The organism is Pseudomonas sp. TH10 (assembly GCF_016651255.1).
Classification (GTDB): domain Bacteria; phylum Pseudomonadota; class Gammaproteobacteria; order Pseudomonadales; family Pseudomonadaceae; genus Aquipseudomonas.
In genome coordinates this window covers 1-19,773 of sequence record NZ_JAEKEG010000137.1, presented here as the reverse complement: position 1 = coordinate 19,773, position 19,773 = coordinate 1, and the positions used below count along the sequence as shown (strand labels likewise).

Below are 19,773 nucleotides of genomic sequence, written 5' to 3'. Positions count from 1 at the left end.
GGGCGGGCGAACGGTCGGGGTACTTGGCACGGGACTTGAAAAGTTTTATCCACAGCGCAATCGCAGGCTGGCAGAAGCCATGATTGCCTCTGGCAGCGCAGTGGTTTCGGAGTTTCCGCTGGACGCGGCCCCCACCGCCAGCAACTTCCCGCGGCGCAACAGAATCATCAGTGGTTTGTCCCTCGGCGTACTGGTGGTCGAAGCGAGCGTCGCCAGTGGTTCGTTAATTACCGCCAGGCTGGCGGCGGAGCAAGGGCGGGAGGTTTATGCGATTCCGGGATCGATTCATCATCCCGGCGCCAAGGGCTGTCATCAGCTGATTCGCGATGGTGCCATGCTGGTGGAAACCATCGAGCACATTCTTGAAGCCTTGCGCGGTTGGCAACAGTTGTCATTTTCCACACCTATGCCGGCGGTGACCCACCCCCTGCTCGCGTTGCTTCACGCGGCGCCGCATACCAGTGAATCGTTGGCCATCAGCAGCGGCTGGGCATTGCCCAAGGTGCTGGCCGCGCTTACCGAATTGGAGATGGAGGGGCGCGCGGTGTGTGAAAACGGTCGCTGGCTTGCGCGGGTGAGCTAGGTTTTACGGGGAAGATCGGTAAACTGCGCGAAACCTGTTTGCGGAGAGTTTTTTCATGGTCAACAGTTGGCGTGTGCAACAAGCCGCACGAGAGATTCGCGCCGGGGCGGTGATTGCCTATCCAACCGAAGCGGTCTGGGGTCTGGGTTGCGACCCATGGGACCAGAGCGCAGTGGAACGTTTGCTGATGATCAAGGGACGGTCCATGGAGAAGGGCCTGATTCTGGTCGCCGACAACATTCGTCAATTCGACTTCCTGTTCGAAGACTTCCCGCAAGAGTGGATCGACCGCATGGCCAGTACCTGGCCGGGGCCGAACACCTGGCTGGTGCCGCACCAGAATCAGTTGCCACTGTGGATTACTGGCAAGCATGAGACCGTGGCGTTGCGCGTCAGCGATCATCCTCAGGTACGGGACTTGTGTTCATTGGTAGGGCCGTTGGTGTCCACTTCGGCCAACCCGCAAGGTCGGCCGGCGGCGCGCACACGGATTCGCGTGGAGCAGTATTTCCGTGGGCAGGTGGATTACATCCTGGGCGGTAATTTGGGTGGGCGCAGGAATCCGAGTGTGATTCGGGACCTGGCGACGGGGCAGGTCATTCGCCCGGATTGAGACCGAGTCATCGTTCATCGCGGGCAAGGCTTGCCCGCGATGGCGTCCTCACAGGCAACAGAATTGTTGAACCTGTCGTCCGTCGCGCCGACAACTCGGTCTGCGCTTTCGCCGCCTCAGCCAACGAATAGCGCTGGCTGATAGCCACCTTGATCTTGCCGCTGATGATCATCTCAAACAGCTCGTCCGCCATCCGCTGAAGGTTCTCGGCATTGTTGGCATAAGTCGCCAAGGTCGGCCGGGTCACGTACAGCGAGCCTTTCGCCGAGAGAATCCCCAGATTCACCCCGTCCACCGCCCCCGAGGCGTTCCCGAAGCTCACCACCAGCCCGCGCGGTGAAACGCTGTCCAGCGACGTCAGCCAAGTGTCCTTGCCGACACCGTCGTAGACCACCGGGACTTTCTTGCCATCGGTCAGCGCCAGCACGCGCTCGGCAACGTTTTCGTGGCTGTAATCGATGGTCGCCCAAGCGCCATTGGCTTTGGCCAGATCAGCCTTGTCTTTCGAGCTGACGGTACCGATCAACTTCACGCCCAACGCCTTGGCCCATTGGCAGGCCAGCGAGCCGACGCCCCCGGCCGCGGCGTGGAACAGAATGGTTTCGCCACCCTTGAGTTCGTAGGTCTGGCGCAGCAGGTATTGCACGGTGAGGCCCTTGAGCATCACCCCGGCGGCGGTTTCAAAACTGATTGCGTCCGGCAGCTTCACCAGGTTGGCTTCAGGCAAAACGTGCAACTCGCTGTAGGCGCCCAGCGGGCCACTGCCGTACGCCACGCGATCACCGACCTTGAACCGGGTGACCTCGCTGCCCACCGCATCGACAACCCCTGCGCCTTCTGCGCCCAGACCGGACGGCAAGGCTGGCGGCGCGTACAGGCCGCTGCGGAAATAGGTGTCGATGAAGTTCAGGCCGATGGCCTTGTTGGCCACGCGCACCTGATTCGGGCCGGGTGCAGCGGGTTCGTAGTCAACATATTCGAGCACTTCGGGGCCGCCGTGGGCGCGGAACTGGATACGCTTTGCCATCTGCCTGCTCTCCTTGGGTCTTTCGTAAGCCCCCTATCCAACTCCCATGCTTGATCTTCGTCAACTGCGGCGCGCCGGTTTGCGGTGGTATGCTACGCGCCCATTTGCGTCGACCCCCGCCTGCGGGGCGCCGCGTAGTGATGCCCGATTCAAGGTGAAGCCATGACGACCCGCACCGACGCCGTAAAGGCCTATCTGCTCGACCTGCAAGACCGCATTTGCGCTGCCCTTGAAGCCGAAGACGGCGGTACGCGCTTCGTCGAGGATGCCTGGACCAGACCCGCCGGCGGTGGCGGTCGCACCCGCGTGATCGAGAACGGCACGCTGATCGAAAAGGGCGGCGTCAACTTTTCCCATGTGTTCGGCAGCGGCCTGCCGCCGTCGGCCAGCGCCCATCGCCCGGAGCTCGCCGGTCGCGGTTTTGAAGCCCTCGGCGTGTCGCTGGTGATTCACCCACACAACCCGCATGTGCCGACATCCCACGCCAACGTGCGCTTTTTCATCGCCGAGAAGGAAGGTGAAGAGCCGGTCTGGTGGTTTGGCGGCGGCTTCGACCTGACCCCGTATTACGGTAATGAAGAAGACTGCATCCACTGGCACCGCGTCGCCGAGCAGGCCTGCGCGCCGTTCGGGCCAGACGTGTATCCGCGCTACAAGGCCTGGTGCGACACCTACTTTCACATCAAGCATCGCCACGAACCGCGCGGCATCGGCGGGCTGTTCTTCGATGACCTGAACGAGTGGGATTTCGACACCAGTTTCGCCTTCATGCGCGCCATCGGTGACGCCTACATCGATGCGTACCTGCCGATCGTGCAGCGCCGCAAGCACGATGCATTCACCGCGCAGCAACGCGAGTTCCAGGAATTCCGCCGTGGCCGTTACGTCGAGTTCAACCTGGTTTATGACCGTGGCACGCTGTTCGGCCTGCAATCGGGCGGGCGTACCGAATCGATCCTGATGTCGCTGCCGCCGCAAGTGCGTTGGGGCTATGACTGGAAGGCTGAACCCGGCAGCGAAGAAGCGCGCCTGACCGAGTATTTCCTGCAGGACCGCGACTGGCTGGCCGAGGCCTGAGGATTTCTGATGGATCGTTACGTCGTATTCGGCAACCCGATTGGCCACAGCAAGTCGCCACTTATCCATCGACTGTTTGCCGAGCAGACGGGTCAGCAACTGGACTACAGTACTTCCCTGGCTCCGCTCGATGATTTTTCCCACTTCGCCCGAGCGTTTTTCCAGCAAGGTCGCGGCGCCAACGTCACCGTGCCGTTCAAGGAAGACGCCTACCGTCTGGCCAACAGCCTGACTGCCCGTGCGCAACGTGCCGGCGCGGTGAACACCTTGAGCAAACTGGCCGACGGCTCGCTGCTCGGCGACAACACCGACGGCGCTGGACTGGTGCGTGATCTGACGGTGAACGCCGGGTTCAGCCTGAGCGGCAAACGCATTTTGTTGCTGGGTGCCGGGGGTGCGGTGCGTGGCGCGTTGGAACCGTTGCTCGCGGAGAAACCGGCGTCGGTGATTATCGCCAATCGCACCGTGGACAAGGCTGAGTTGCTGGCCGAGTTGTTCTGCGACCTGGGACCGGTATCGGCCAGCGGTTTTGATTGGCTGCGCGAGCCGGTGGACGTGATCATCAACGCCACATCGGCGAGCCTGACCGGTGATGTGCCGCCGATTGCGCCAAGCTTGATCGAGCCGGGCAAAACCCTGTGCTACGACATGATGTACGGCAAGGAGCCGACGGCGTTCTGCCGCTGGGCCAGCGAGCAGGGTGCGGCGGTGTCGATGGATGGTTTGGGGATGTTGGCTGAGCAGGCCGCCGAGGCGTTTTTTTTGTGGCGCGGTGTGCGCCCGGATACGGCGCCGGTACTCGCCGAACTGCGCCGACAACTCGCAGAGTGAAACTGTTGGAGTGAAACACGATTCAATCCTCAAACCGGATCGGACATTTCTCCGGCCCTTCAAGCTTCCTCAATTCCTCCACCACCTGCGGCCGCGCCCCACGCAGGGTCAAACTGCGACCCTGGCTCAGCAAGCGCCGTGCCTCCTGATGCAGCATCTCAACCCCCGAATAATCGATGAAGTTGATCTGCTGCGCCTCGATCACCACGCGCGCGCCGTGCAGGCGTTGCAGACGCACTTGCAGGTAATGGCTGGCGCCGAAAAAGATCGAGCCGCCGACCCGCAGCACATCGTCCTCGTCGTTACGCCAATGCTGCACGCGCGGTTGCGACGTGCGCTTGAGGTAGAAGAACAGCGACGCGAGCACCCCGGCGTAGATCGCCGTTTGCAACTCCAGCAGCAATGTGGCGAGACACGTCAGGGCCATGACCACAAACTCGGCACGGCTGACCCGCAGCAATGCGCGGATGCCACGATGATCGACCAGTCCCCAGGCGATCAGCAGAATGCTGCCCGCCATCGCCGGGATCGGAATGTGCGCGATCAGCCCGGCGCCGAAAATCGCGAACAGCGCGACCCAGATTGCCGAAAACACTCCGGCCAGCGGCGAGCAGGCACCTGCCTCATAACTTAATCCCGAGCGGGTGAATGATCCGGCGGACAACGATCCGGAAAAGAACGCCCCGACAATATTCGATAAACCCTGCGCACGGACTTCCTGGTTGGCATCGAGCAATTGCTGCGAGCGCGCAGCAATCGAGCGGGCAATCGACAGGCTGGTGACCAGCCCGAGCATGCCCACCGCCACGGCGCTGGGCAGCAGGCGCAGGATCAAATCCAGGTCCAGCGGCAACCCGCTGAAGGGCGGCAAGCGGCCGACAAAAGCGCTGACCAGATGCACATGGCCGAACATCGCCGGCCACAGCCACACCAGCAAACTGGCCAACACTAGAGTGATCAACAGCGTAGGCCAGCGCGGCAGCAGCCATTTCAGGGTGGCTCCCAATGCCACGGTCGCCAGCCCGAGAATGAGCGATGGCTTGTCCACCTGATGCAGGTGTTGAAACACCGACATGAAGCTGTCGAGTGCCGTGGCCTGGCTGGGCAGGTCCAGCCCCAGCAAGTTGGGCAGTTGGCCGACGGCAATCACCACCGCCGCACCGAGGGTGAACCCCAATACCACCGAATGGGAGACAAAATTCACCAGCGCGCCGAATCGCAGCAAGCCCAACAGCCACTGGAAGGTCCCGGCCAGCAGCGTCAGCAACAGAATAAGTGCCACGTAGTCCTGCGATGCGGGCACTGCCAAGGGGCTGACGCTGGCATACAAGACAATGGAAATTGCCGCTGTAGGACCACAGATGAGGTGCCAGGATGATCCCCACAGGCACGCGATCAGAACGGGAACAATAGCCGCGTACAACCCGTATTCAGGTGGGAGCCCGGCAATCAGGGCGTAGGCAATCGACTGTGGCAGCGCGAGAATCGCACCGCTCAGGCCAACGATTAGGTCGCGCCCGACAGTGGCACGGGTTTGCCGAGGCAACCAGCTCAGGAAGGGGAAGAGCGAATGGCGGCTGGGAAAGGCCATGGGTCCTCTCAGGTGGGGGAATGCGCAAAGGGTAACAGGGTGAACCAGTGATGGCGGCGCGAGCGTGCCAGCCCCCACCTGCAGGAGCGAGCTCGCTCGCGAAAAACGTACCGGCACCTCGGGGCATCAGGCGCCCGGCGAAATCGTGTACGTCCATCGCGAGCAGGCTCCTCCTATGAATCAGAGCTTGGCTTTTACGGCCGCCAACGCATCCTTCCCGTCAGCCGTCTTCACGCCGTCCAGCCATTTATCCAGCACCGCCGGATTCGCCTTGATCCACGCCTTCGCCGCGTCGGCATTGCTGACTTTCTTGTTCACCACCTCGGCCATGATGCTGTTCTCCATCTCCTGAGTGAACGAAAGATTGGTCAGCAATTTACCCACATTCGGACACGCCTCGGCATAGCCTTTACGCGTCAAGGTAAACACGCTGCCGGTATCGCCAAAGTATTTCTCGCCACCCTTCAGATAATGCATTTTCAACTGCACATTCATCGGGTGCGGCGTCCAGCCGAGGAAGGTGACGAATTTCTGTTTCTTCACCGCCCGTGACACTTCAGCCAGCATCGCCTGCTCGCTGGACTCGATCAGCTTCCACTGGCCCATGTCGAAATCATTCTTCTTGATGATTTCCTGCAGCGAGATATTCGCCGGCGCCCCGGAGCCGATGCCGTAGATCTTGCGCTCGAATTTGTCGGCGTATTTGTTCAGGTCGGCAAAGTTATGCACACCCGCGTCCCACACGTAGTCCGGCACAGCGAGGGTGAACTCGGTGCCGTCGAGGTTCTTCGCCAGTTGCGTGACATCACCGGTTGCGACGAACTTATCGTAGAAACCCTGCTGCGCCGGCATCCAGTTGCCGAGGAAGACATCCACCTGGCCGTCCTTCAAACCGCCAAAGGTGATCGGCACCGCGAGGGTGTCGACCTTGGCCTTGTAGCCCATGCCGTCCAGCAGAAACCCGGTGATCGCATTGGTCGCGGCGATGTCGCTCCAGCCGGGGTCGGCCATTTTCACCGTGTCGCAGCTCTGATCGGCATACGCCGATGCGCTGCCCAGAGCCAGAAGCCCGACCGTCAGAACTGTGGATAACCTTTGCATGGACTTCCCCTTAACATTATTGGTTTTGGCAGGGTTGTGGATAACGTGCTTTGCGCTCCAGATCATCCAGGTCGATGTGGTTGCGCATGTACTGCTGACTGGCGTCTACCAGCGGCTGGTGATCCCAGCTCTTCAGCTTGCCGATGGTTAACGCTTCGGCGACAAAACGGCGACGGCGCTGGCTGGCGAGTACCTCGCGGTGAATGGCCTGGATGTCCCATTTGGCGCGTGCCTCGGCGAGAAATTCGTCGAACAGTTGGCGATGTTGCGGTGATTGGCTGAGTTCTTCCAATTCGCGTGGATCGTTGGCCACGTCGAAAAGCAGACAAGGGTCGCTTTCACTGTAGATAAATTTGTAGGCGCCGCGACGGATCATCATCAACGGACTGTTCGTGCCTTCGGCCATGTATTCGCCGAACACTTCGTCATGTCCGCCCTGCCCTTGCAGATGCGAGACCAGAGACCGGCCATCCAGCGGCAGACCTGGTTCCAGCGTGCCGCCGGCGAGTTCTACGAACGTTGGCAAAAGGTCGGCGGTGGATACGGCGGCACTGACGCGGCCCGCGCCAAACTGCCCCGGCGCACTTATCAACAGTGGTACGCGGGCCGCCATTTCGAACCAGTGCATTTTGTACCAGAGACCTTTCTCGCCAAGCATGTCGCCGTGGTCACCGGAGAATACGATGATCGTGTCATCGATCAGCCCGGTTTCCTCCAGCGTTTGCAGCAGTTTGCCGACGTTGGCGTCGATATAGCTACACGCACCGAAGTACGCCCGGCGCGCATCGCGAATCTTATCCACAGGCAGCGGTTTATCCCACAGGTCATAAACTTTGAGCAGGCGCTGCGAATGCGGATCCAGCTCGGACTGCGCTGGCGTCTGCGGAAGCGGGATGTCACTGTCCTGGTACATATCCCAGTATTTTTTGGGAATCGTGTACGGATCGTGTGGGTGCGTCATCGACACCGTCAGGCAGAACGGCTGATCGCCGTCCTCACGGATGTGGTCGAACAGGTATTGCTGCGCCTTGAACACCACCTCTTCGTCGAAATCGAGCTGATTGGTCCGCACGCACGGTCCGGCCTGCAACACCGAAGACATGTTGTGATACCAGGTCGGCCGCACGTCCGGCTCATCCCAATTCACTGCCCACCCGTAGTCAGCCGGGTAGATATCACTGGTTAAACGTTCCTCATAGCCGTGCAGTTGATCCGGGCCGCAGAAATGCATCTTGCCGGACAAGGCGGTGCGGTAGCCCAGGCGGCGCAGGTAATGGGCATAGGTGGGTACGTCGGCGGGGAAGTCAGCCGCATTGTCATAGGCGCCGATCTTGCTCGGCAACTGGCCGCTGACCAAAGTGAAACGCGACGGCGCGCATAACGGGCTGTTGCAGTAAGCGGCGTCGAACACCACGCCTTGTTCGGCGAGGCGGGAAAGATTCGGCAGTTTGATTGGCGACGGACCGTAGAACGGCAACATTGGCGCGGCCATCTGATCGGCCATGATGAAAAGAATATTCTTGCGCTTCATGTGATCGCGGCATTCCATAGTGAATATTTATGCGACATTGCTGCGATCGAGCATGGAGTCCATGCTCTGTCGGGTAAAGCCCGTGACGGGCAATGACTAGGATAAGCACAGCTTATGTATGAAGCTCTTGGTGATCTGTCGCTCGACCTGTTGCGTGCTTTCGAGGCCGCGGCCCGGCAGCGCAGTTTCACTGCGGCGGCGGTCGAGCTCGGCACCACGCAACCGGCGATCAGTCAGCAGATCAAACGGCTGGAGGAACAGCTCGGCACACGCCTGTTTGATCGCATCTACCGGGGCATTGAGCTGACTGAAGTTGGCGTCATTCTGTTCGAGCAAGTTAGCCTTGGTTTACAGAACATCGACGCAGGATTGAGCGCAATCAGCGCACAGCAGCAACATGAAGTCCTGCAAGTCGCCACCGATTTCGCCTTCGCCGCGTATTGGCTGATGCCACGCCTGCACCGCTTCCACGAAGCCAATCCACACGTCGATGTCAGCCTGGTCACCAGCGAACGCAACCACAACATGCTGCGCACCGACATCGACGTCGCCATCCTGTTTGGCGATGGTCGCTTTAAACAGGGTGAAAGCCATTGGCTGTTCAGCGAAGAAGTGTTCCCGGTGTGCAGCCCGCAATTGCTCAAGGATCGTCCGACGCCTCTCTGTGCTCAGGCCTTGCTCGAGTTGCCGCTGTTGCACCTGCGCGGGGAAAACAGCAGTAACTGGTTTGACTGGAGTGGTCTGTTTCGCGAGTTGGGCATCAGCACGCCGCCGGCGCCGGGGCAGTTGCGTTTCGACAATTACACCCTGTTGATTCAAGCGGCGATCGGTGGCCAAGGCGTGGCAATTGGCTGGCGGCACCTTGTGGATAACTTGCTGACCCAGGGTTTGTTGTGTCGGCCGATTGCTGAAACGGTGATTTCCCGACTCGGTTATTACGTCGTGTTGCCCCAGCGCAAGCGGCGCGGAGTGTTGATTCAGCAATTCGTCGACTGGCTGATGGCGGAGCAGGCCAGTAGCGCGCAGTCCTTGAACGGGTTGCCGTTGCCGTCCATTGCGGTGTGATCCAGCTTCAGGACGCTGAAACCGCAACAAAACTCACGTGCTCCCCCACATGCAGATTCAACTGCAGCTCATCAGCAATCCCTACCGCCACCCGCTGCAATCGTTCGAGCGGCTCCGCCAGTCCCGGCTCGAGGCTAGTGCTGACCTGGCTGAAATGCTCGATGGTCAGCCCGGGAACACCCCGAGGGGCGTTAACCATTGTCCATTGCAAATCGCTGCTTTGCAGGGCCTCGCGAATTTCTTCAGCCGCATGGCGTTGCAGGCGATCCTCTATTTCCGGATCGTCCAATACCTCGAAATCACCCACCAGGAACAGTCGCGCAATATGGGATGCCTGCATGCCTTCGATCAGCGCATCCACAGCCAACACTTGTTCCACGGGCCCCGGCATAATGGTTTTTCCACGTATTCGCTGTCGAAAGGCAGCCCTGGCGCGTCTAACAGGCAGACCACGGCCGTGCTGCCGGCCACGCTCTGCTTTACCCGCTCGGCGTCAAACAGGTCGCCGCTCTTGGTGCGCAGCCCCGGACGCGGTGAGAGCGCTGTGAGGTCGTCCAGAATCGCGATCACTTCATGCTGACGTCGCAGCATTTCAGCCATCAGCGCACTGCCCAGGCTACTCATGGCACCATAAAGCACCACTTTCACAACGGGGGTTTCGGCATTTTTCATGGCTGGGGTCCCTTGATCGCAACGTATATGGCGTGTGACCCGCGGCAATCGTTCAGGGTTCGACCGGGTTTGGAGGGTTTCAGATGCAAGGGATAAAGGGCTATCACGCCCACGTGTACTTCGACGCGAGCAACATCGATCAGGCGCGGGCACTGTGCGAGCAGGCGGCGCAGCGGTTTCCCTTAAGGATGGGGCGCGTGCACGAACGTCCGGTAGGTCCGCACCCGGACTGGAGTTGCCAGTTGGCCTTCGAGCCACAATACCTGGGCGAGGTGCTGCCGTGGCTGGCGCTCAACCGCAAGGGTTTGGTGGTGTTCCTGCATCCCGATACCGGAAACGATTTGTTGGATCACACCGAGCACGCGATCTGGATGGGGGCGATTCGCCCACTGGATCTGAGTGTTTTTTAACCAGCGAAATATCATCCTGCGCAAACCGTACTGTCCGACGACCGGTTAAACATCCGGTCATTGCTTTCACTGGCGAAAGCTGGCTGAAAGCTTCCCCGATTAGGATCGCCTCACTCCCGGCAACAGACCGGTTGGCCCACGCGAGTGTTTTGCTGCTCGCACGGCCCAATTAACAACAACAATGGTGATCTGATGTCCTCTGCAACCCGCCTCCTCGCTGTCACTCCGCCCGTACGTCTCGTGCTTCCCGTTCTGCGCTGATCTCACCCCGATCCGCTCACTCAACTAGCCGCGCTACGCCTGGAGTATTCCCATGCTGACTTTCCTTGGCTTCGCCATGGTCATCACGTTCATGTTCCTGATCATGACCAAGCGCCTGTCTGCGCTGATCGCTCTGATCATCATCCCGATCCTGTTTGCCCTGTTCGGCGGTTTTGCGCCGAAGATCGGCCCGATGATGCTCGAAGGCATTACCAAGCTCGCGCCGACCGGCGTGATGCTGATGTTCGCCATTCTGTACTTTGCGTTGATGATCGACTCCGGCCTGTTCGACCCGGCCGTGCGCAAAATCCTCAAACTGGTCAAGGGCGACCCGTTGAAAGTTTCGGTCGGTACCGCCGTGCTGGCGCTCGTCGTTTCCCTTGATGGTGACGGCGCGACCACTTATATGATCTGCGTGGCCGCCATGCTGCCGTTGTATAGCCGCATCGGCATGAGCCCGCGGATCATGGCCGGCCTGATCATTCTCGCCGGTGGCGTGATGAACATGACCCCGTGGGGCGGCCCGACGGCCCGTGCCGCGAGTGCGCTGCATGTCGACCCGTCGGATATTTTCGTGCCGATGATTCCAGCCATGGCTGCCGGTGTGGTGGCGATCCTGCTGATTGCCTACTTCTACGGCAAACGTGAGCGTGCGCGTCTGGGTGAACTGCACCTGATCGGCGATGAGATCGATCACAGCGAAATCAGCGTGTCGCAGTTCCCGGATGCGCGTCGTCCGAAACTGATCTGGTTCAACGGCCTGCTGACCCTGGCGTTGATGTGCACCCTGATCGGCGGCCTCTTGCCGCTGCCAGTGCTGTTCATGGTGGCGTTCAGTATCGCGATGATCGTCAACTACCCTTGCCTGCAACAGCAGAAGGATCGAGTCGCGGCCCACGCCGGCAGCGTGCTGTCAGTGGTCAGTCTGATTTTCGCCGCCGGTATCTTCACCGGTATCCTCTCCGGAACAGGCATGGTCGACGCCATGTCGAAAAGTCTGCTGGCAGTGATCCCTGATTTCCTTGGCCCGTACCTGGCGGTGATCACGGCGCTGGTGAGCATGCCGTTCACGTTCTTCATGTCGAACGACGCGTTCTACTACGGCGTGTTGCCGGTGCTCTCCGAAGCGGCCAGCCATTACGGCATCACCGCGGTGGAAATGGCCCGTGCCTCGATCGTCGGTCAGCCCGTCCACTTGCTCAGCCCGTTGGTTCCATCGACTTACCTGCTGGTGGCGCTGGCCGGCATCGAGTTCGGTGACCATCAACGCTTTACCCTGAAATGGGCAGTCCTGGTCTGCCTTTGCATACTTGTTGCAGCATTGCTGATGGGGATTTTTCCGCTGTTCAGCACTCTATAAGCCCAAGACTCACCGTGACGGGTCCTGGCTTTTTTATCGAAGCCCGGACCCTTCGTGGTTCAACACATCCTCAAAGGAATACACATGGAATGGCTGACCAACCCTGAAATCTGGGTTGCCTTCTTCACCCTGACTGCCCTGGAAATCGTCCTCGGCATCGATAACATCATCATGATTTCGATCCTGGTCAGCCGCATGCCCAAACACATGCAGCAGCGCACCCGGATCTTCGGTCTTGGCCTGGCCATGATCACCCGGATCATGTTGCTGCTGTCGATCACCTGGGTCATGCGCCTCACCGCCGATCTGTTCGAAGTGTTTGGCCAGGGCATTTCCGGCCGTGACCTGATTCTGTTCTTCGGTGGTCTGTTCCTGCTGTGGAAGAGCTCGCAGGAGATGTACCACGCACTGGAAGGCGAAGACGAAAGCGACGACTCGCCAGGCGGCAAGGGCGGCAACTTCCTCTACACCATCATCCAGATCGCGATCATCGACATCGTTTTCTCGCTGGACTCGGTGATCACGGCAGTGGGCATGGTCTCCCATGTACCGGTCATGGTCGCGGCCATTGTTGTCGCCGTACTGGTGATGATGTTGGCGGCCGGTACCATCAGCTCGTTCATCGACAAGCATCCGTCGTTGAAAATGCTGGCGCTGTCGTTCCTGCTGGTAGTCGGCACCGTGTTGATCGCCGAGTCGTTCGAAGTCCACGTACCCAAAGGCTACGTCTACTTCGCCATGGCGTTCTCGCTGGCGGTGGAAGCGTTCAACATCAAGATGCGCACTGCCATGGCAAGAAAGCGCAAGCAGCAGGACCCGGTGAAACTGCGCAAGGATATTCCTGGCCAGTAATATCGCTAACCTGCATGAAACCTGTGGGAGCGAGCCTGCTCGCGATGGTCGTCAACGATAACGCGTACTGACTGAGTCAACTCGTTGTCCTCGATATCATCGCGAGCAGGCTCGCTCCCACAGGGCATGAATGGGGACCTCAGGGTCCCTGTTTTGTTTTTCCATCCAGCTGTTTTCATGACACTTTTATTTCAATCCACTCTTTAGCTGTGCAATGCTGGCGCCCAGACCGTTAGCCAACTACAGCTTAAGTACAGAACGTAGAAAAACGCGCGGCACGTCAACTTGCTCCTTTGGGGCGCTACCACCACAGGGGCCTTTATGCTCACCCTGCTCAATCTGCTTTCCGCCGTCGCCCTGCTGATCTGGGGCACGCACATCGTCCGAACCGGCATCCTGCGGGTGTACGGCACTAACCTGCGCCATGTGATTGGCCAGAACATGTCCAAGCGCTGGCTCGCGTTCGTCGCCGGCATCCTTGTCACAGCCATGGTGCAGAGCAGCAACGCCACCGCCATGCTCGTCACTTCCTTCGTCGGCCAGGGCCTGATGGCGCTGACCCCGGCGCTGGCAACCATGCTCGGCGCCGACGTCGGCACGGCGTTGATGGCCCGGGTACTGACTTTCGATCTGTCCTGGTTGTCGCCGCTGCTGATTTTCGTCGGAGTGATTTTCTTCCTGTCCCGCAAGCAGACGCGACTTGGGCAGATGGGACGGGTCAGCATTGGTCTGGGCCTGATCATTCTGGCGCTGCAGCTGATCGTTGAATCCGCCGCGCCGATCACCCAGGCCCAAGGCGTAAAGGTGATTTTCGCCTCGCTGACCGGCGATATCCTGCTCGACGCCCTGGTAGGCGCGCTGTTCGCGATGATCTCCTACTCCAGTCTCGCCGCCGTCCTGCTCACCGCCACCCTGGCGGGCGCGGGAGTGACTCAGCCTGCCGGTGGCTATCGGCCTGGTGATTGGCGCGAACATCGGCAGCGGCGTGCTGGCCTTCCTCAGCACCAGCATGCAAAACGCAGCAGGCCGCCAGGTGGCGCTCGGCAGCCTCTTGTACAAACTGATAGGACTATTGCTGATCATTCCGGTGCTGGATCCTTTGGTGCACTGGATCGACAGCCTCGACTTCAGCCCGCAGGAAATGGTCATCGGCTTCCATTTGCTCTACAACACCGCGCGCTGCCTGATTCTGCTGCCAAGCGTCGGGCCGATGGCGCGACTCTGTGCCTGGCTGTTACCGGAGCGCCCGGAGGTCAACGGCACCGCCAAGCCTCGCCACCTGGACCCCACTGCGCTGGTCACACCCAGCCTGGCGTTGGCCAACGCCGCGCGGGAAACCCTGCGCATGGGCGACCTGCTCGACAACATGCTCGACGCCACCCTCGATGTGTTGCGCGGCAAGCAGACCGCCATCACTCAGGAAATGCGCCGGCTGACCGACGACGTCGAAGCGCTGTACAGCGCGATCAAGCTGTATCTGGCGCAAATGCCCCGCGAAGATCTCGGCGAACAGGACAGTCGGCGCTGGGCGGAAATCATCGAGCTGGCGATCAACCTGAAACTGGCCAGCGATCTGATCGAACGCATGTTGCGCAAGATCCAGCAGCAGAAAACTTCGCAGCGTCGTTCGTTTTCCGAAGAAGGTCTGGAAGACCTTGCCGGGCTGCACCAGCAATTGATCGCCAACCTGCGTCTGGGGTTGTCGGTGTTCCTCAGCGGCGACCCGGAAAGCGCTCGGCAGTTGCTGCGCGAAAAACGCCGTTTTCGCGCGCAGGAACGCCGTTTGGCGCACGCGCATGTTAGCCGTTTGCAACGCAAGATCGTGCAGAGTATCGAGACCAGTTCGCTGCACCTTGAGCTGATTGCCGACATGAAGCGGCTTAATTCGCTGTTTTGCAGCAGTGCTTATGTGGTGCTGGAAACGGCGGACACCGGCGCGCTGGCGGCGGACGATATTGCCGACATCACGCATTCGCCTTGAACGTCTGGGGCTGTGGTCAGTCAGTAACATTGATTCAGGCTTAAGACCTTCGCGAGCAGGCTCGCTCCCACAGGGGTTTGTGAGCCCCAAAAATCTACTGGGGGAGCGGGCTTGCCCGCGAAAGCGGCCTGACTGACGACATGGATCTCCGATTAGGTTGCCTGGAAGCCTGTTATGCGTTGCCTGTTGTTCGCCTGTCTGTTGCTCGGTTCCCTGCCCGCCTTTGCCCTGGATCGTTTTCAGGTCGAAGGCTATGCATTGCCCAATGGTTTGCAGTTGTTGCTCAAACCCGGCACTGAGCGCGGGCATGTGGCGATCCGGTTGGTGGTCGGCGTTGGCCTGGACGATTTCGATTGCGATGAAAAAGAGCTGCCGCACCTGCTCGAACACTTGCTGTTCAGCGGCATCGACGCGACGGGCGAAGGAGGTCTGGAAGAACGCATGCAGGCCCTCGGCGGCGACTGGAACGCGTTCACCAGCAATGCCGACACCACGTTCGTCATCGAGGCCCCGGCGAAAAACCAGCGCAAAGTGCTGGATCTGCTGCTTGATCTGTTGACCCAGACACGCATCGACGACAACGCGATCAACGCCGCCAAGCGCGTGGTCGAGCGCGAAGACGGCGGCCATTACACACGGCTGCAACGCTTTCTCGACCGTCAGGATCTCGGCCACACGGCGAGCAATCAACTCGCCGTCGAGCTGGGCCTGAAATGCCCGCAACGCGCCGAGGTTGGCCATCTGACCCAGGCGCAACTGGAGAAGGTGCGCAAGGCCTGGTACGCACCAAACAACATGACCCTGATTGTCGTCGGTGAACTCGACAAATTGCTGCCGGCCTATCTGGAACGCACCTGGGGCGCGCTCGAAGCCGTCGAGCCGAGCGAGCATCGGCCGCTGCCGGACATCAAGGCAACGGCAGCCCACGAGCGTACGTTGAGCCACGGCCTGGTGGGCAACGGCGCCAAGTTGCACTGGCTGGTGCCCGAGCCGGTACTGGAGGACCAGCACGACGAGACCTTTGATTTGCTCAAGGACTACCTGGACTGGGCGCTCTACCGCCAGATGCGCCTGGCACATAGCCTGTCCTACGGGCCCTCGGCCGAGCGCGAGGTGTTTGGCGGGGTGGGTTTCATGAGCCTCAATGCAGACTTGGAGCGCGATGATTTGCCCGCAGCCAGGCAGGTCCTGGAAGAACTCAAGGCAGGCCTGCTCAAGGACGGTCTAAACGTCGACACTTTCAACCGCCTCAAACAGGCCGCCATCGCCCGGCAAGCCTGGGCCGTGCAGGGCAACAGCGCGCTGGCCGATTATTACTGGGGCGCGCTGGGTGACTTCCAGAACGGGCGCTTTGCTGATCCGGCCAGGGATCTGCAAGGTGTCACCCTGGAAGAAGCCAACCGCGCCATGCGCTCGTTGTTGCTGCAGCCGGGGTATCTGCGGATTGAAAAGCCGTTGATCAGTGATGATGAGTTGATCTGGCTGGTGGCCGGAATGTTGGGCCTGCTGGTACTGGGATTGTTGGCGTGGCGTCTGCGCCGAAAGACTTCATGACTATGGGAGCGAGCCTGCTCGCCACACCACCCTCTCGGGCGGTAATCTGTCGAGGATTTTTCCTACGACCAATGCGAATCGCCGAATGCCAACCCTGACCCTGTACGTGCAGCGCCTACTGGAATTGATGAAGCGCTATCCGGGGGTCATTGCGCTTGGCGGTTTCATTTCCGGCGTCGGCAGTTTCATCATGGTCGACCGTCAGCAAGGCCTGGCGAGCTGGATCACGGTGATCATGCTGCTCAGCTGGATCTGGCTGATGCTGGAAAACACCCTCACCGGCCTGTTCACCCGCGTGTTCAAACGCGAGATTCCCCAGCCGCTGCTGCGTTACGCGACGCAGATGATCCACCAGGAAAGCCTGTTTTTCGTCCTGCCGTTCTTCTTCATCACCACGACGTGGAACAGCGGCCAGCTCATTTTCACCGGCCTGCTCGGCGTCGCCGCACTGATCTCCATCGTCGATCCGCTCTACTACAAATGGCTGGCACCACGGCGCTGGGCGTTTCTCGCGTTGCACACGCTGACCCTGTTCGCCGCGCTGCTGACCGCTCTGCCCGTCATCATGCACCTGACCACGGCGCAGAGCTTCAAATGGGCGCTGGGCATTGCCGTGCTGTTGTCGTTTCCCAGCCTGGCGTCGATCTTCCCGATCCGCACGGTGCGCAACGCGTTGGCGATCCTGAGTATCACCGTGGGGATCGGTGGCGTCGGCTGGGTGCTGCGCTCGTGGGTGCCGCCGGCGACGCTGTGGATGACCGACGTGGCGATCAGCACCGAGTTGCAGGATCGCACCCCCGGCGCCAGCCTCGACACGGTCAGCGCCGAGCAGATCCGCAACGGCGGGCTCTACGCCTATACCGCGATCAACGCGCCGCGCGGGCTCGATGAGCGGATTTATCACGTCTGGCAGTTCAACGGCAAAGAGGTCGACCGTATCGCGCTCGACATCCACGGCGGGCGCAAGGAAGGCTACCGGGCGTGGACGCACAAACAGAACTTCCCCGGTAACCCGGCGGGCAAATGGCAGGTACGGGTATTGACCGAGGACGGTCAGGTGATCGGTGTGCTGCGTTTTGAAGTCACCGACAGCACAGCGATCAAAGAAAAGTAATCCGGTTCGTGCTATTACGTATGCCAGCGTATTTAGCCGAACAAGCACGGAGCTTATGACCAGCAGCTTGATGACGGGCAGTGCCCAACTGGACACATCGACCAGCCCTGCCCGCCTGCGGGTCACGGGGGACTGGACGCTTGCCCATTACGCCGACCTCAAGCAACTGAGCGAAAAGCTTTATGGCCAATACGACGCCAGCACCATTGTCGACCTCAATGGCCTCGGCGCTCTCGACACCGCCGGCGCCTCGTTGCTGGTCGAACTGCTCGGTTCCGAGCGCCTCGGCCAATCCGCCGAACACCCCGACTGCACTCTGACCTCCGCCGACCGCGCGCTGCTGCACACCGTGTACTGCTCGATGAGCGACTTCTGCGTGCCGATCAAGGAGCCGGAAATCAGCGTCAGCGTGCAGTTGCTCACGCGCATCGGCCGCGCTGTCGACACGGTTTGGCAAGACACCCTGCAATTGCTCGGTTTCGTCGGCCTGATTCTGGAAACCATCGCTCGCAGCCTGTTCCGGCCCAAACGCTGGCGCATCACGCCAATGGTGGCGCACATCGAGCAAACCGGTCTGGACGCTGCGCCGATTGTTGCCCTGCTGACCTTCCTGGTCGGTGCCGTGGTGGCATTTCTGGGGGCGACGGTGCTGGCGAGTTTTGGTGCGAGTATCTTTACCGTGGACCTGGTGGCGTTCTCGTTTCTGCGCGAGTTCGGCGTGTTGCTCACCGCGATCCTGATGGCCGGCCGCACCGCCAGCGCGTTCACCGCCCAGATAGGGTCGATGAAGGCTAACGAAGAAATCGACGCCATTCGCACCCTTGGCCTCGACCCGATGGAGCTGCTGGTCGTGCCGCGAGTTCTTGCGCTGCTGGTTGCGCTGCCGATGCTGACGTTTCTGGCGATGCTCTGCGGGATCATCGGTGGCGGCGTGGTCTGCGCGGTGTCGCTGGGGATTTCGCCAGCGATGTTCCTGTCGCTGCTGCAAAGCGACATCGGTGTTCAGCATTTTCTGGTCGGATTGGTGAAAGCGCCGATCTTCGCCTTCATCATCGCAGCGATTGGTTGTCTGGAAGGTTTCAAGGTCAGCGGCAGTGCCGAATCGGTCGGCGCGCACACCACCTCTGCCGTGGTGCAGTCGATTTTCGTGGTGATCGTGCTCGACGCGGTGGCCGCACTGTTCTTCATGGAGATGGGCTGGTGAGTCGTCAACCCCGAGCGTCCTCCGAGGCGGTGATCGAAGTCCGCGGCTTGTGCAATCGTTTCGGCAGCCAGAGCGTGCACGAGAATCTCGACCTGGACTTGTACAAAGGCGAGATCCTCGCCGTGGTCGGCGGTTCCGGCAGCGGTAAATCGGTGCTGTTGCGCAGCATTGTCGGTCTGCGCCGACCCAGCGAAGGCATCGTCAAAGTGTTCGGCAAGAACCTGCCGAGCCTGTCCGAGCATGAGCGCTCGCTGGTTGAACGCCGCTTCGGCGTGTTGTTTCAGAAAGGCGCGCTGTTCTCGTCGTTGACGGTGACCGAAAACGTCGCCCTGCCCCTCATCGAACACGCCGGCCTCAGCCGCAACGACGCCGAGCACTTGGCCGCTGTGAAGCTGGCGCTGGCCGGGTTGCCGCTGTCGGCTGCGGATAAATACCCGTCATCGCTCTCTGGCGGCATGATCAAACGTGCCGCGCTGGCCCGTGCCCTGGCGCTGGATCCGGACATCCTGTTTCTCGACGAACCCACCGCCGGCCTCGATCCGATTGGCGCGGCGCAGTTCGATCAATTGATCCTGACCCTGCGCGATGCGCTCGGCCTCAGCGTGTTTCTGGTGACCCACGACCTCGACACGCTCTACACCATCACCGATCGAGTGGCGGTGCTGGCGCAGAAAAAGTGCTGGTGGCGGATGCCATCGACAAGGTTTCGGAAACCGACGATGCGTGGATTCACGAATATTTCCACGGCCCTCGCGGCCGCGCGGCGCTGACTGCCGCTCAACAGCTCAACGAGGTCTGACATGGAAACCCGAGCCCATCACGTACTGATCGGCCTGTTCACGGTAATTGTGGTGGCAGCCGCCCTGCTCTTCGGGCTCTGGCTGGCCAAGTCCAGTGTGGATACCGAGTTCAAGGACTACGAAATCGTGTTCAACGAGGCGGTCAG

The 19,773-nt window shown here is 60.5% G+C and carries 15 protein-coding genes and 4 pseudogenes; 14 read left to right on the top strand and 5 right to left on the bottom strand.

Annotation, left to right across the window (positions count from 1 at the left end; genetic code table 11):
• Both JFT80_RS19630 and JFT80_RS19625 read left to right on the top strand, forming a co-directional pair.
• The coding region (locus JFT80_RS19630) for a DNA-processing protein DprA (protein WP_201148991.1) at window positions 1–583 on the top strand (583 nt) is incomplete at its 5' end.
• Window positions 584–638: 55 nt separating this feature from the next.
• A complete protein-coding gene (locus JFT80_RS19625) occupies window positions 639–1,196 on the top strand; it encodes an L-threonylcarbamoyladenylate synthase (protein ID WP_201148990.1) in 558 nt (185 codons plus the stop codon).
• A gap of 7 nt (window positions 1,197–1,203) precedes the next feature.
• Here JFT80_RS19625 and JFT80_RS19620 read toward each other — a convergent pair whose 3' ends face one another.
• On the bottom strand, window positions 1,204–2,223 hold the full coding sequence (locus JFT80_RS19620) for an NADPH:quinone reductase (protein ID WP_201148989.1): 1,020 nt from the start codon (window positions 2,221–2,223) through the stop codon (window positions 1,204–1,206).
• Between the two features lie 162 nt (window positions 2,224–2,385).
• Between JFT80_RS19620 and hemF the strand changes: the two genes are divergently transcribed.
• Together hemF and aroE are read left to right on the top strand one after the other, a co-directional pair.
• Window positions 2,386–3,300: an oxygen-dependent coproporphyrinogen oxidase gene (gene hemF / locus JFT80_RS19615; protein ID WP_201148988.1), complete on the top strand. Its 915-nt coding sequence runs from the start codon at window positions 2,386–2,388 to the stop codon at window positions 3,298–3,300.
• A 9-nt stretch (window positions 3,301–3,309) separates the two neighbouring features.
• The gene (gene aroE, locus JFT80_RS19610) at window positions 3,310–4,131 is read left to right on the top strand and encodes a shikimate dehydrogenase (RefSeq protein WP_201148987.1); all 822 of its coding nucleotides are present in this window, start codon (window positions 3,310–3,312) and stop codon (window positions 4,129–4,131) included.
• A gap of 22 nt (window positions 4,132–4,153) precedes the next feature.
• Here the strand turns inward: aroE and JFT80_RS19605 are convergent, their stop codons facing one another.
• From JFT80_RS19605 to betC, 3 genes are all read right to left on the bottom strand, one after another.
• Window positions 4,154–5,722 (bottom strand): SulP family inorganic anion transporter, encoded by a 1,569-nt coding sequence (locus tag JFT80_RS19605; protein ID WP_201148986.1) that lies wholly within the window; start codon window positions 5,720–5,722, stop codon window positions 4,154–4,156.
• Between the two features lie 180 nt (window positions 5,723–5,902).
• Complete coding sequence (gene choX, locus JFT80_RS19600; RefSeq protein WP_201148985.1) at window positions 5,903–6,823, bottom strand: choline ABC transporter substrate-binding protein; 921 nt, start codon at window positions 6,821–6,823, stop codon at window positions 5,903–5,905.
• Window positions 6,824–6,839: 16 nt separating this feature from the next.
• Window positions 6,840–8,354 (bottom strand): choline-sulfatase, encoded by a 1,515-nt coding sequence (betC, locus tag JFT80_RS19595; protein WP_201148984.1) that lies wholly within the window; start codon window positions 8,352–8,354, stop codon window positions 6,840–6,842.
• Between the two features lie 114 nt (window positions 8,355–8,468).
• Here betC and JFT80_RS19590 point away from each other — a divergent pair, with 114 nt between their 5' ends.
• Entirely contained in the window at window positions 8,469–9,419 is a 951-nt protein-coding gene (locus JFT80_RS19590) for a choline sulfate utilization transcriptional regulator (RefSeq protein WP_201148983.1), read from the top strand.
• 7 nt (window positions 9,420–9,426) lie between these two features.
• Here the strand turns inward: JFT80_RS19590 and JFT80_RS19585 are convergent.
• A pseudogene (locus JFT80_RS19585) lies at window positions 9,427–10,091 on the bottom strand (NAD(P)-dependent oxidoreductase).
• An 83-nt stretch (window positions 10,092–10,174) separates the two neighbouring features.
• On the opposite strand from JFT80_RS19585, the gene JFT80_RS19580 reads away from it, so the two are divergent.
• From JFT80_RS19580 to JFT80_RS19540, 9 genes and pseudogenes are all read left to right on the top strand, one after another.
• On the top strand, window positions 10,175–10,501 hold the full coding sequence (locus tag JFT80_RS19580; protein ID WP_122840896.1) for a DOPA 4,5-dioxygenase family protein: 327 nt from the start codon (window positions 10,175–10,177) through the stop codon (window positions 10,499–10,501).
• Between the two features lie 313 nt (window positions 10,502–10,814).
• The gene (locus tag JFT80_RS19575) at window positions 10,815–12,122 is read left to right on the top strand and encodes a CitMHS family transporter (protein WP_201148982.1); all 1,308 of its coding nucleotides are present in this window, start codon (window positions 10,815–10,817) and stop codon (window positions 12,120–12,122) included.
• 84 nt (window positions 12,123–12,206) lie between these two features.
• Complete coding sequence (locus JFT80_RS19570) at window positions 12,207–12,974, top strand: TerC family protein (protein WP_201148981.1); 768 nt, start codon at window positions 12,207–12,209, stop codon at window positions 12,972–12,974.
• Between the two features lie 321 nt (window positions 12,975–13,295).
• Window positions 13,296–14,955: pseudogene (locus tag JFT80_RS19565) on the top strand (Na/Pi cotransporter family protein).
• A gap of 174 nt (window positions 14,956–15,129) precedes the next feature.
• Window positions 15,130–16,509, top strand: a complete 1,380-nt coding sequence (locus JFT80_RS19560; protein WP_201148980.1) for a pitrilysin family protein — start codon at window positions 15,130–15,132, stop codon at window positions 16,507–16,509.
• 85 nt (window positions 16,510–16,594) lie between these two features.
• Window positions 16,595–17,623: a DUF5924 family protein gene (locus tag JFT80_RS19555; protein WP_201148979.1), complete on the top strand. Its 1,029-nt coding sequence runs from the start codon at window positions 16,595–16,597 to the stop codon at window positions 17,621–17,623.
• 55 nt (window positions 17,624–17,678) lie between these two features.
• On the top strand, window positions 17,679–18,827 hold the full coding sequence (locus tag JFT80_RS19550; protein ID WP_201148978.1) for an ABC transporter permease: 1,149 nt from the start codon (window positions 17,679–17,681) through the stop codon (window positions 18,825–18,827).
• A pseudogene (locus tag JFT80_RS19545) lies at window positions 18,824–19,626 on the top strand (ABC transporter ATP-binding protein). Before JFT80_RS19550 ends, JFT80_RS19545 begins: the two are co-directional and overlap by 4 nt.
• A gap of 1 nt (window position 19,627) precedes the next feature.
• Window positions 19,628–19,773: pseudogene (locus tag JFT80_RS19540) on the top strand (MCE family protein); the annotation flags it as partial.

Coding starts and splice junctions, on each gene's coding strand:
- JFT80_RS19625 (WP_201148990.1), top strand. CDS start 639: ATGGTCAACAGTTGGCGTGTGCAACAAGCCGCACGAGAGATTCGCGCC.
- JFT80_RS19620 (WP_201148989.1), bottom strand. CDS start 2,223: ATGGCAAAGCGTATCCAGTTCCGCGCCCACGGCGGCCCCGAAGTGCTC.
- hemF (WP_201148988.1), top strand. CDS start 2,386: ATGACGACCCGCACCGACGCCGTAAAGGCCTATCTGCTCGACCTGCAA.
- aroE (WP_201148987.1), top strand. CDS start 3,310: ATGGATCGTTACGTCGTATTCGGCAACCCGATTGGCCACAGCAAGTCG.
- JFT80_RS19605 (WP_201148986.1), bottom strand. CDS start 5,722: ATGGCCTTTCCCAGCCGCCATTCGCTCTTCCCCTTCCTGAGCTGGTTG.
- choX (WP_201148985.1), bottom strand. CDS start 6,823: ATGCAAAGGTTATCCACAGTTCTGACGGTCGGGCTTCTGGCTCTGGGC.
- betC (WP_201148984.1), bottom strand. CDS start 8,354: ATGAAGCGCAAGAATATTCTTTTCATCATGGCCGATCAGATGGCCGCG.
- JFT80_RS19590 (WP_201148983.1), top strand. CDS start 8,469: ATGTATGAAGCTCTTGGTGATCTGTCGCTCGACCTGTTGCGTGCTTTC.
- JFT80_RS19580 (WP_122840896.1), top strand. CDS start 10,175: ATGCAAGGGATAAAGGGCTATCACGCCCACGTGTACTTCGACGCGAGC.
- JFT80_RS19575 (WP_201148982.1), top strand. CDS start 10,815: ATGCTGACTTTCCTTGGCTTCGCCATGGTCATCACGTTCATGTTCCTG.
- JFT80_RS19570 (WP_201148981.1), top strand. CDS start 12,207: ATGGAATGGCTGACCAACCCTGAAATCTGGGTTGCCTTCTTCACCCTG.
- JFT80_RS19560 (WP_201148980.1), top strand. CDS start 15,130: ATGCGTTGCCTGTTGTTCGCCTGTCTGTTGCTCGGTTCCCTGCCCGCC.
- JFT80_RS19555 (WP_201148979.1), top strand. CDS start 16,595: ATGCCAACCCTGACCCTGTACGTGCAGCGCCTACTGGAATTGATGAAG.
- JFT80_RS19550 (WP_201148978.1), top strand. CDS start 17,679: ATGACCAGCAGCTTGATGACGGGCAGTGCCCAACTGGACACATCGACC.